The sequence below is a fragment of the Chitinophaga sp. SYP-B3965 genome, assembly GCF_009647655.1.
Classification (GTDB): Bacteria; Bacteroidota; Bacteroidia; order Chitinophagales; family Chitinophagaceae; genus Chitinophaga.
In genome coordinates, this window is the sequence record NZ_WJFD01000003.1 from 655,154 (window position 1) to 667,907 (window position 12,754).

At 46.9% G+C, this 12,754-nt stretch carries 9 protein-coding genes; 3 read left to right on the forward strand and 6 right to left on the reverse strand.

The window, feature by feature from the left end; genetic code table 11:
• Positions 1-36: 36 nt before the first annotated feature.
• A complete protein-coding gene (locus tag GFS24_RS20385; RefSeq protein WP_153662637.1) occupies positions 37-1,158 on the reverse strand; it encodes a glycoside hydrolase family 18 protein in 1,122 nt (373 codons plus the stop codon).
• 145 nt (positions 1,159-1,303) lie between these two features.
• A complete protein-coding gene (locus GFS24_RS20390) occupies positions 1,304-2,152 on the reverse strand; it encodes an energy transducer TonB (RefSeq protein WP_173003133.1) in 849 nt (282 codons plus the stop codon).
• A gap of 130 nt (positions 2,153-2,282) precedes the next feature.
• On the opposite strand from GFS24_RS20390, the gene GFS24_RS20395 reads away from it, so the two are divergent.
• From GFS24_RS20395 to GFS24_RS20405, 3 genes are read left to right on the forward strand one after another with little or no spacing between them, the layout of a single operon-like run.
• Positions 2,283-3,647 carry a TolC family protein gene (locus tag GFS24_RS20395; protein WP_173003134.1) on the forward strand — a complete coding sequence of 455 codons (1,365 nt, stop codon included), beginning with the start codon at positions 2,283-2,285 and terminating at the stop codon, positions 3,645-3,647.
• 21 nt (positions 3,648-3,668) lie between these two features.
• Positions 3,669-4,748 carry an efflux RND transporter periplasmic adaptor subunit gene (locus GFS24_RS20400; RefSeq protein WP_153662643.1) on the forward strand — a complete coding sequence of 360 codons (1,080 nt, stop codon included), beginning with the start codon at positions 3,669-3,671 and terminating at the stop codon, positions 4,746-4,748.
• Between the two features lie 13 nt (positions 4,749-4,761).
• Positions 4,762-7,947, forward strand: coding sequence for an efflux RND transporter permease subunit (locus GFS24_RS20405; RefSeq protein WP_153662645.1), 3,186 nt, complete (start codon positions 4,762-4,764; stop codon positions 7,945-7,947).
• Here the strand turns inward: GFS24_RS20405 and GFS24_RS20410 are convergent.
• From GFS24_RS20410 to zwf, 4 genes are all read right to left on the reverse strand, one after another.
• The gene (locus GFS24_RS20410; RefSeq protein WP_153662647.1) at positions 7,944-9,809 is read right to left on the reverse strand and encodes a monovalent cation:proton antiporter-2 (CPA2) family protein; all 1,866 of its coding nucleotides are present in this window, start codon (positions 9,807-9,809) and stop codon (positions 7,944-7,946) included. The genes GFS24_RS20405 and GFS24_RS20410 overlap by 4 nt on opposite strands.
• Positions 9,810-9,833: 24 nt before the next feature.
• The gene (locus tag GFS24_RS20415; protein WP_153662649.1) at positions 9,834-10,433 is read right to left on the reverse strand and encodes an NAD(P)H-dependent oxidoreductase; all 600 of its coding nucleotides are present in this window, start codon (positions 10,431-10,433) and stop codon (positions 9,834-9,836) included.
• An 80-nt stretch (positions 10,434-10,513) separates the two neighbouring features.
• Entirely contained in the window at positions 10,514-11,239 is a 726-nt protein-coding gene (gene pgl, locus GFS24_RS20420; RefSeq protein ID WP_153662651.1) for a 6-phosphogluconolactonase, read from the reverse strand.
• Between the two features lie 5 nt (positions 11,240-11,244).
• Positions 11,245-12,753, reverse strand: coding sequence for a glucose-6-phosphate dehydrogenase (zwf, locus tag GFS24_RS20425; RefSeq protein ID WP_153662653.1), 1,509 nt, complete (start codon positions 12,751-12,753; stop codon positions 11,245-11,247).
• Position 12,754 lies beyond the last annotated feature (1 nt).

Here is a 12,754-nt window from a genome sequence, read left to right on the forward strand (position 1 = left end):
GGGCCGCTATTCATGATCGATCATCTGTAATTACTTTTAAAATGACTGATTAATGGCATGCAGGAGATATCCTTTAGGATCACTGGAATACTCCCAGAACATCACACCTCCCAGTTTATATTTCTTCACATACTTGCATTTCGCTTTCACGGAACGCTCATCATCATAAGTGATAAAAACATTGTTCACCGGATGAAAGAGATAAGGTGCTTTGGCGCGTTTATCCCAATGGCGGTCATATCCCTGTACCATGAGGCTATCTTTCAAACGGGTGTAACCTCCGCTGCGGGCTCCTTTCAGGGCCTGGCGGTTGAGGCCTTTATTATCGCCGTTGGGCATCGTCCAGCCACGGCCGTAAAATGCTACGCCCATTACTATTTTCTCTGCGGGTACACCTGCACGGAGATACAATCTTACAGAACGGTCTGCTGAAGCTTCCAGGCTGTCTTTCGTTGAACCATATAAGTTAGTATGGTGACCGGCAATACCTTTCTCATTTGTTTTGTAATCGTAGCTCATGATGTTCACGTAATCCAGGTATTGCTGGGCTTTGCGCATCTCTGTATGATCAATAAAATACTGGCCGCCACCTACTGCTGTGGTGAGCTGGTATTTTTTGCCGGTTTCCTTTTCCAGTGAGTCCAGTGAAAAACGGATGGCTTTGAACATATTGGTATAGTTCTCTTTATCTTCCGGGCGGTAGATATTACCTTGTTCGCCGGGCACTCCGGGATATTCCCAATCGATATCCACGCCGTCCAGTTTGTACTTGCGAACGATGTCCACGGCTGTGGCGGCAAAAAGCTGCTGGCCTTTTTCCGTGAGTACGGCGTCTGAGAAGTTCTCTGACCAGGACCATCCGCCAATGGAAATCAATATCTTAAGATCAGGATTTCTTAGTTTGAGGGCATTAAGTGTACGGAAGTTGATGGAGTCTGTGCCCAGATTGCTTAACCAGGCCTGGCCGTTCTTCACATCCACAAAAGCGTAATTGATGTGGGTGAGTTTTTCCACTTCAATGGAAGCGGGGTCTTTGATCAATCCGCGATAGCCGCCTACGTAGGCGATCACTACTGGTTTGCGGCGTTCTTTGTCTGCCTTTTTGAAGGCCATGCAAAAGAAGAGGATAGCTGATATAAGGAGTATTGGATAGCGCATCCTTAAAAATAGTAAAAAAGGCGAGATAAAGAGAAGGGCCAACCTGAAAAGGTTAGCCCTAATATCATATCCACATTTAGCGTCATCTACTGCTAATAATAGATGCCGGGGTTATGATGCTGGAATTTATCAGATTCCATAAATATTATTGTTGATCTGCAAGGGTAAATCTTATGGGGAGGTTAAAGTATACGGATACATTCTCTCCATTCTGCCGGCCAGGTTTCCATTTTGGCATCTTTTTCACTACGCGCATGGCTTCTTCTTCCAATCCGCCTCCTTTCTTTGCGCCTTCTACCACTACGTTACCGATCTCTCCGTTCTTGAACACTACAAATTTTACAAACACTGTTCCTGAGATACCTGTTTCAGAAGCGATGGTTGGATAATTGGTGTTATTTCTCAGGAACTTCATCAATGCAGCTTCTCCACCCGGGAACTCTGGCATGATCTCTATGAAGCCGGTAAAAATTTCTTCTTTTTCTTTTGCCTTAGGGGCTTCTACAAAACTACCCGTCTTACCCATTCCTTCCGGCACTTCAAAATCTGCACCATCCGGATTTCCCTTATCAATATTAGCAACGCCTATCACTTTATCTATCATGTCTGCATTCTTCGGCACTTCATCCCTAGGATCTATCTCGTCTGCAGCTACGATCTGGAAAGTAGTGGCTTTGATCATTGGTTTGGAAGCCGGTGGCTCTATTTGTTTTACCGGCGGAGGGGTATAAACAGGTGGTTTTTCGATGTCAACATTTCTTATAGTTATTGGATCAGGTGCCACATATGCTTCACGCACATTGTCAGCAGCAATTAAATTTGTACTGATCAAATACCCTCCTATAATCACCACTACAATAGCAGACATCCCCATCACGGCATTGCGCACACGTTTATCATATTTGCGGCGCAGGTCATAAGCTCCATAATCTTTGTTACGATCATCAAAAAGGATGTCGAGGAATTCTGAGTTTAAGAGTTTGGTTGTTTCCATGGCAGTTTGTTTAGTACTGAGATGCGCCCTCTGATTTTTTCCATAAGTGGTCTGAAACATTGAACTTTTTTGAGTAGTTTGGTGTTCTTTAAGCACATCCTTCGGTCTCTAAATGAATACATTAGTCAAGATGAAATGCTGGAACCCGTCAACTGCCCTCCGAGCAATAATGCTGGTTACCACTGCTATGGCCATTTTACAGCCAGTGCAGGCCCAGCAGGATACTGCCCGTTCGTATCAATTTTCGCTGGAGGAGTGCATCCAATATGCCCTGGCCAACCAGCCCACGGTACAAAATGCCCGTTTAAGCCGGGAAGCTTCCAGGGAAAAGATCCGGGAAAGCACCGGGAAATTGTTACCGCATGCTAATATCACCGGTAGCTTTACGGACAACCTGAAACTCCAGACCTCCGTGATCCCGGATTTCAACAACCCTTCGGGCCCTAAAATACCTGTTCAGTTCGGTACCAAATATGCCTCCGCGGTAGCCGGCCAGGTGAATCAGACCATTATTAACAGTGATTATTTCCTCGGCCTCAAAGCCGCTAAAGTATATGACGAACTTTCCGTTCGTGACCTGCAACGTACTGCCATTGATGCCCGCGTGCAGGTAAGCAATGCTTATTTCAATGTACTGGTAAGCCGGGAAAGCATCCGGCTGGTAGATGCCAATATTGTACGCCTGCAGAAAACCCTGAAAGATACCCGTGCCCGTTATGACGAAGGCGTTTCTGAACGGATAGACGTTGACCGCATGCAGGTATCTTTTAATAATGCAGAAACCCAGCGCGCCAACCTGGAACGCCTCCAGCAATATTCACTGGATGTATTGAAGTTCAATATGGGTATGCCCCTGCAAAACACCCTGGAACTGGAAGAAAATGTGAAATCCTTTGCCGGCATTCAGGAAATGCCGGACAGCCAACAATATAATATCCAGGACAGACCAGAGTATCACATGCAGAGAGTGCAGGTGGAATTAAACAAACTGGACCTGAAAAGTAAACGCCTGGGTATTGTTCCATCTTTAAGCGCTTACATCAATTATGGGGTGAACTGGTTTGCCCCACAGTTTGCTGATCTGTACAAAACCGGCTACGGAAACTCTGCTTTGGGGCTCACTTTAAACTTCCCCATTTTTACGGGAACTGAAAGAATCCACCAGGTAGCACAATCCCGCATTGCTTTAAAGCAATCAGAAAACGACCTGACCAACCTCTCACAACAGATCCAGCTGGAAGTGCGGAATGCTTACACAGATTATCAGAACAATACCACGTCCCTCCGAACCCAGGAAAAGAATATGGTCCTTACACAGGGGGTGTACGACAGGGTGGTGCTGAAATTCGACCAGGGCGTTTCCAGTAGCCTGGATGTGGTTTCTGCAGACAATGAATTAAAACAGGCACAAAGCGATTATATCAATGCCCTCCTGGATACGCTGATCAGTAAAGTGAAATTGGATCAGGCTATGGGCAAGATCAAAGTACAATAACGAATCATCAAAATAATTACCATGTACCTCCCCAGGAGCATTTACACTTTACCGATGTGTTTGCTGCTATGCGCCTGCGGCGGAAAGCAAAAACCCGCACAGGGTCCTATGCCCCGCCCTACCGTTAGCACTTTCGAAGTAAAACCGGCCACTTATGTTGTAACGGAAAATTTTCCGGCTACTTTAACGGCTCACAGTATTGTGGAGATCCGTTCTGATGTTACCGGTTTCCTGGAAACCATCCGCGCACAGGATGGCAGCGTAGTGAGTAAAGGACAGGTATTGTATGAAGTGGACAGAAGCCGCAGCATGGCCAGTTATGATCAGGCCAAAGCATCTGTTGCACAGGCGGAAGCAGACCTTGCGCAGAAACAACGTGACCTTGAAAGATATAGCAACCTGCTGAAGCAGGATGCCATTGCAAAACAAACGGTGGAACAGGCATCTACCCTCGTTGAAACGGCAAAAGCCAATCTGGCCGCTGCTAAAGCAGCACAAACAAGATCAGGCACGGATATTAACCATGCCGTGATCCGTGCCCCGGTGAGTGGGAAGATAGGTATCGCTTTAGTACGTGTAGGCGACCTGGTGAGTGCAGGTCAGACAACGATCAATACGCTCGTAAATGAAAATCCTATTTATGCGGACATTGATCTGCCGCAGAACAGGTATGCAGAATTCAGAAAGGGAAACCTCCAACGATATTACATCATGCAGGATAACGGGGAAGTATACCCTGAGGAAGGAAAAGTATTACTGATCAACAACATCATTGATCCGCAAACCGGTACCATCCGTGTACGCCTCACTTTCCCCAACAAACAGGAAGCACTGAAGTCAGGCATGTCTGCCGTAGTACAGGTGAAATATAATACAGCAGATACTGCGCTCGCCATTCCTTCAAAAGCCATCGTGGAATTACTGGGAGAAGTGAAAGCTTATGTAGTGGACGAGCATAATGTTGTACAGCAAAGACCGATAACAAGAGGCCCCATTATAGACAGTATGCTGGTGATCCGTTCCGGTATACGTGCAGGAGATAGAATAGTGGTGGAAGGCATTCAGAAGGTTAAACAGGGAGACACAGTGAATATTAAATAGAACTCAACGCAGCATGATCTCAAAAACATTCATAGAAAGGAAGAACACCACTATTGTGATCTCGATCATCCTGGTGATTGTGGGCCTCATCTGCATGGTAAATCTGCCGATTGCACAGTTGCCGGATATTGCTCCACCGGTAGTAGCCGTAAGCGCCAACTACATCGGAGCCAACTCTACTACTGTAGAAGAAACCGTGACCACTCCCATTGAAAACCAGGTGAATGGTACGCCGGGTGCCATGTACATTCAATCCGTGAGTGCCAACGACGGTTCTATGAGCATCACCGTTACCTTTAACATTGGAACCAATCCGGACATCAGTGCGCTGGATGTACAGAACCGGGTAAGCCTTGCGCTGCCTTCTGTACCGGATGATGTAAGAAGAGTGGGTGTGACCACCAAGAAACGTTCCAACGATATGTTGATGGTAGTGGCATTGAACTCTCCCAATGGCACCTACGACCGTAACTTCCTTGATAACTACCAGAATATTTATATCAAACCGGAGATTGCCCGTATTGCAGGAGTGGGTGATGTGAATGCATTTTCGCAGGATTACAGTATGCGTATCTGGCTGAACCCTGATAAGATGGCTTCCCTGGGTATTACTACTGCAGATGTATCACGTGCCATCCAGGAACAAAATACACAAGCCCCCGCAGGAGTACTGGGAGCGCCTCCGGCCAATAGTAAACAAGCATTTGAATACACCGTAAAAGTGAAAGGGCGTTTGCTGGATACGGAAGAGTTTGGCAATATCATTATCTCTGCCAACCAGCAAACAGGTTCGCTCATTCGTTTGAAAGATATTTCCCGGCAACAGCTGGGGTCCTTTTCCTATGCAGTGGAAGTAAAGGCAGATGGCAAACCCGGAACGGGTATGGCCATTTACCTTTCTCCCGGGGCTAATGCGCTGGATGTGGCAGACCGTGTGGAAAAAAGATTTGCAGAACTGGCTAAAACATTCCCGCCGGATGTTAACTGGCTCGTTCCTTTTGAAACCGTTTCCTTTGTAAGGATATCTATTGAAGAAGTGGTGCAAACGTTCATTGAAGCACTGCTGCTGGTAATATTAGTGGTATATCTTTTCCTTCAAAGCTGGCGCGCCACATTGGTACCTGTGCTGGTAATTCCTGTTTCCATCATTGGTACTTTCATCTTTTTCACGTTACTGGGCTTCTCCATCAACACACTCACCCTGTTCGGTTTCGTACTGGCCATCGGGATAGTGGTGGATGATGCCATTGTGGTAGTGGAAGCTGTGCAGCATCATATTGATATAAATGGAATGACACCGCTGAATGCTACTTACAAAGCCATGTCTGAAGTACAGGCGCCTGTAATTGCTATCGGGCTGATCCTGGCTGCTGTGTTTGTACCCGTAGCTTTTATTCCCGGCGTGAGCGGAAGATTGTATCAGCAGTTTGCATTGACCATTGCGTTCTCTGTAATATTGTCTGCATTCCTGGCACTCACTTTAACACCAGCCCTTTGCGCTATGATGTTGCGCCCTTCCAATCTGAATGAAAAATCCAGGGGCATCAACAAACTACATTTCAAATTCAATAAATGGTTCACCCGTTTTACAGACCGTTATACACATGGGGTACGCCGTGCTATCAAACAAACCTTATTGGTATTGGTACTGCTGGGTATCTTGTTCGGAGCAGCATTCATCCTCTTTAAGAAAGTACCCACTACGTTTGTGCCACAGGAAGATATGGGCGCGCTTTTCATTTCGCTTGAATTACCGGATGCCGCCTCTTCTCAAAGAACAAGAGAGATAGCCACCCGCGTAAATGAGATCATGGCAGCAGACTCTGCAGTGAATCACTATATGGGTGTAACAGGTACCAACTTTATTGCAAATGCCGTAAAGCCCAATTCGGCCACCTGGTTTGTGAACCTCAAACCCTGGGGCGTACGTTACCCCGTTGGCGATAATATTACCAAAGTAGCAGGCCGCTTACAGGCAAAACTTTCACAGATAACGGAAGCTTCCGTACTGGTGATACCTTCTCCCACCCTGCGTGGGCTGGGTACTTCAGGTGGGTTCTCCTATGTACTGGAACAAAAGAGCGGTAACGACCTTGCCGAATTCAATAAAGTATTGGGGCAGGTTTTAATGGCCGCCAATCAACGTCCGGAGATTGCGGTGGCATATGCGTTCTTCAGTTCCAAAACACCAGAGTATAATGTGGAGGTTGACCGTGACAGGTGTAAACAAATGGGCGTTGCTGTGTCTGATGTGTTTGGTGCTTTACAGACTTTCCTTGGTGGTGCTTACGTGAATGACTTCACCAAATTCGGGCGAAGCCTGCGTGTGGTATTACAGGCCGATACTGCATACCGTAAAGATATCAGTGCACTCAAATCTTATTTCGTTCGTAATGTAAAAGGGGAAATGGTACCGCTCAGTTCGCTGATCCGTTCCAAACTGGGAGCAGGTGCGCCGGTGATCAATCACTTTAATCTGTACCGTTCTGTGGAGATCAGTGGTACGCCCAAACCGGGATACAGTAGTGGTGACGCTATTAAAGCCATGGAGGAAATATCTGCACAGATACTGCCCAGTAATTTTGGTTATGAGTGGACGAATGTTTCCCGGCAGGAAATTGAAGCAGGCAACAGTAGCATGATGATCTTTGGCCTGTCTATCCTCTTTGTATTTTTACTATTAACCGCGCTATATGAAAGTTGGTCTGTCCCATTCTCCGTACTATTGGCAGTTCCGGTGGCCCTGTTTGGATCTATCCTTGCTTTGTGGCTAACCGGACAAGCCAATAGCGTGTACTCACAGATCGGGCTGATCACACTGATCGGGTTATCTGCAAAGAACGCCATCCTGATCGTGGAGTTCTGTAAAGAGCGGGTAGACAAAGGAATGCCTTTGATACAAGCTACACTGGAAGCAGTCAGCTTGCGCTTTAGGCCCATTCTGATGACTTCCTTTGCCTTCATTCTTGGCTGTACACCACTTGTATTCTCCGAAGGTGCGGGTGCCGCATCACGCTTGAATATTGGATTTACAGTGATCGGAGGAATGCTGGCAGCTACATTACTGGCCATTTTTACAGTACCTGTACTGTATGTGCTGATCACAAGAGTTGCGTATGGTAAGAAGAAACTCGCGCAGATGGAAGAAGATGGTAAAAAATGGGAAGCTGAAAATGGTTCGCATAGCGGAGGACATTAAGTCCGTTCCTCCGCATTCTCTTTATCCCATCCGGCATCACGGACCAGTAAATTCGTATAGCTATCTGACTGGATGAGTTTTTGCAGTTCATCAATCCGTTCTTTCACCACATTCACATATTGCTTATCATCCCGGTAAGCTGCCATTCCTTTTAAGGATTGTTCATCAAATCTGCGGAACATCCGCGCTGCGCGTTGCGACTGATAAGCCCTATGGCCCAGCATCTCCAGCGCATCAGATGCCATACGGAGAGAAGTGTCCACCGTTTCCCGGTAGATATGTAAGACGCCTGAATTCATCAGGTCAAAAGCATCTGCATTTTCTGTAGCCCTCACCAGCATCTGCAAATGCGGGAAATGTTTTTTCACAGCGTCTACCACTTCCAGGTTTTTTTCTGGTGTTTCCATTGCAATAACGATCAGTTTTGCCTGCATGGCACCAGCTGATTGCAACATATCCATACGGGCTGCATCTCCGTAATGTACTTTCAATCCCATCCTTCTTAAGAGATCTACTCTGTCTGAATCCAGGTCCAGCACCGTAGAACGTACGCCACTGGCCCTTAAGAAACGGCCTACGATAGTACCGAAGTGATCAAAACCTGCAATGATCACAGGATTCTTTTCATCGATCTTATCCGGTTCCCTTTCTGGATTTTTAGCACCGCAGCCAAAGTTGGGCTGTATCCATTTTTCGTGCGCCAATAATAACAAAGGGGTCAAAGCCATGCTGAGGGCCACCACTGCCATCATGAGGCCCACTATTCGTTGTGGTAATAATGCGGATTGCAGGGCGAAGGAAAATAACACAAATGCAAATTCCCCTACCTGCGGCAACGCAAATGCAAATAATAAATTCTGATCTCCGCTGAGCCGGAACAACCGGCCCAATCCCAGTAACACAACAAACTTCACGAGCATCACACCCAGCACCAAACCCAATACCAGTAAAGGTTCTGCCAATACCAACCTGAAATCAATTGAAGCACCTACCCCTATGAAAAACAAACCCAGCAACAGTCCTTTGAATGGTTCAATATCACTTTCCAGTTCATGCCGGTATTCACTGTTCGCTAATACCACCCCTCCAAGGAAAGCCCCCAGTGCAGGGCTTAACCCTACTAAAGTCATCAGTACCGCAATCCCTACCACCAGCAATAAAGCAGAGGCAGTGAATAATTCACGCAGCCGCGTGCGTGCTACAATATGTAAAATGGGTTTCACCACAAAACGGCCACCAATACCCAAAGCAGATACAGCACCCAATACGATCAATGTTTTAGCCCAGGCCGGTTGGTTCTGGATAAGAGAAGTACTTTCTGAATGTGCCACGCCTGCTCCTTCCGGTGCCAGCAAAGGAAAGATAGCCAGCATGGGGATCACGGCAATGTCCTGAAAGAGTAATACTGAGAAAGTACTCTGGCCGGCAGCAGAACCCATCTGTCCTTTTTCGCCTAAGATCTGTAATACAATAGCGGTAGAAGAAAGTGAAAGGATCATGCCCAGGATCAATGCTTCATTGATGGACATGCCTAATAAAAAAGATAAACCTGCTATTAAAACCGCTGTGAGGATCACCTGCAATCCTCCTAATCCAAGGATGGGTGCACGGAGTTTCCAGAGCAACGAAGGTTCTAATTCCAGTCCTATCAGGAACAACATCATCACTACACCAAATTCTGCAAAGTGCATCAGGTCTTCTCCCCCATGACCGATCAATCCCAGCAATGCCGGCCCAATGATGATCCCTCCTATCAGGTATCCCAGTACGGAACCCAGGTTGAGTTTTTTGGCAAGTGGTACAAATACCACCATGGTGGCGAGATAGACTAAAGCCTGGTAGAAAAAGGATTCGTTAGACATATAGACTCATTAAAATAGTTAGGACTAGTGTGTAGGCGCTCCCACCAATGCATTCATATAATGCTGCCGCTGTGCTTCCGGCAATGCAATGTTGCCGGACTGAAAACCTTTTAACAGCTTAGCATATGCTTCCGCATATTTATCCAGTTGTGCAGCATTCAGTTCATTGGCATCATGCACTACAAAAGGTGGCAGATAATGCATATGGCAGAGTGTGGCTGTTTGCAGAAAAGGCAGCATGAACTGCTTGAGCGGATACCCGTGATGGCCTTCCGGGGAATAGGACATTTCTTTCCCGCCGGTGGAAATAACATTCATGAGGTATTTGCCTTTCAAGGCAACACCTTCATGACCATAAGCCCAGCCATGCAGCAATACAAGGTCCAGCCACTGTTTCAGTAAGGCTGGTCCGCTATACCAGTAAAAAGGATGCTGGAAGATAATGACGTCATGTTCCGTCAGTAATTTCTGTTCGATCTTTGGCACTACGTCAAAGTCGGGGTATGCTTCGTAGAGATCGTGCACGGTAACATCCTGCAAACCTGCTGTGGCTTTTAGCAGCGCAGCGTGTATGCGGGAGCGTTCAAACGCAGGGTGTGCAAAGAGTATGAGGATTTTGGCCATGTTAGAGGTTACGAATTATCAATTGCACCAGACGAATGATAATTGCCGTTTTCATGCGCAATTGATAATTCGTACCGGCTTTATACTTGCAGCGCTTCAGCCGCCGCTTCATCTACAAACCAATGCAGCTCACCATTTTCGGGGCGGATCAGTTGAGAAGGATAACGGTCAGGATCTGGCGCGCCGTTAATAACACCTTGCAGGGTGAGTGCTTTTCCTGCACCAGTAGCCATGAACACCACACTGGAAGCGAGGTTGGTAACCGGCGCCGTGAGCGTGATGCGATACATGTCCTGTGCTTTCAGGAAAAAGGCTTTCACCCAGGCTTTCTTTTCATGCACGATAGGTAATCCGGGGAAGAGGGATAAAGTATGCCCGTCATCTCCCATGCCTAACAGCACCATGTCAAATGTATTTTCTTTTCCATCAAAATAACGATGGAGGATCTTTTCATATTCTGCCGCTGCAACTTCCGGCTCAATATCCGTACGCATCACATGAATGTTTTCCGGCGGTGTGCCTGTTTTGTCCAGCAGCACATCAAATGCCATGCGGGCATTGTTGCGGGCATCGTCAAAAGGTACTGCTCTTTCATCACCCCAGAAAAAATGCACCCTGGCCCAGGGGATCATATTGATATATGGTTCCTTGGCCAGCAAAGCATACAGACTTTTAGGCGTGCTGCCACCGGAAAGTACAAATGTAAAGATCTCCTGTTGCTGCAATACATCCTGGATCTTCTGGCTGATAAAAGCAGCCAGGTTTTCACTCAGTTGTTGCGTATCCTTTGCGATGTGTAATTCCATGTTTCTTATTTTTTTTCAGGAGGAAGATTGATCCATGAATGTCCGTCGCGGGCAATCATGGCGTCTGCATCTTCAGGGCCCCAGGAATCCGGTCCGTAGTTCGGGAAGTCTTGCGGAATGCGTGTTTCCCATGTATCCAGGATAGGCATGATCACTTTCCAGGCAGCCTCTACCTGATCTGCACGCATGAATAACGTTGCATCTCCTTCCATCACATCCAGCAGCAAAGTTTCATATGCTTCCGGTGTGTGGTCATCAGAGCCTTCATAATTGAAGGTCATGTTCACAGGGTCCAGCGTCATCGTCTGACCAGGGCGTTTAGCCTGGAAGCGGATACGGATATCCATTTCAGGTTGAATGCTGATGGTGAGCCTGTTGGAACGCCAGGATTCTGCTGCTTCTGCAGGGAATGCAAAGGTGGGTGCTTCTTTAAACTGAATGGTAACGTGCGTAGATTTCTGGTGCAGGTATTTACCTGTGCGCACATAGAAAGGTACTCCTTCCCAACGCCAGTTATCGATATAGAATTTTACGGCAGCATACGTTTCTGTATTGGAATCAGGCTTCACATTCTTTTCTTCACGATAACCGATCGCTTGTTTCCCTTTCATCCATCCGGGGCCATACTGGCCACGCACCGCATTTTCATGCACATCTTCTTTCTTAATAGGGCGAATGGCATTGAGCACATCTACCTTTTTATTACGGATCTCGTTCGCATCAAAGGAAACCGGTGCTTCCATGGCCACCATACACATCAGTTGCAGAATGTGATTCTGCACCATGTCCCGCAAGGCGCCGGAGTTTTCATAATAACCCGCACGATCTTCCAACCCTACACTTTCTGCTGCAGTGATCTGAATGTGATCTATATAGTGACGGTTCCATACCGGCTCAAATAATGCATTCGCAAAACGTAAAGCCAGGATGTTCTGTACCGTTTCTTTTCCGAGGTAATGATCTATACGGAAGATCTGCTCTTCTGCAAACAGGCCGGTGAGCAAAGCATTCAGTTCATGCGCAGATTCCAGATCATGCCCGAATGGTTTTTCTATAACGATACGTGTAGTGCTTTTATCCTTGCAGAGATTGAGTGTACCCAGTTCCTGTGCAATGGAAGGCACCAGTTGCGGCGCCACTGCCAGGTAGAAGATCACGTTAGGATGAATGCCCCATTCCTGTTCTTTCTTTTGCACGTAATCCGCAATAAGCTGGTAGGATTTAATATCCCCTGCATCTAATTGCAGGTAATTCACATGCTCAAAGAACTGCTGGTAATGACCGTTCTGTTCTTCCTTACGACGGGAGAACTTCGCGATCCCTTCCTTTAAATGACTGCGGTAATCATCAGAACTGTATTCTGTACGGCCGATCCCTACGATGGCGAATTGATCAGGCATCCATTCGTCCAGGAACAGGTTGTACAACGCAGGTGTTAGTTTCCGGTAATTCAGGTCGCCGCTGCCGCCGAAAATGAAAAGGATGGAAGCGGGCGGACGTTTATGTTGTTGCATA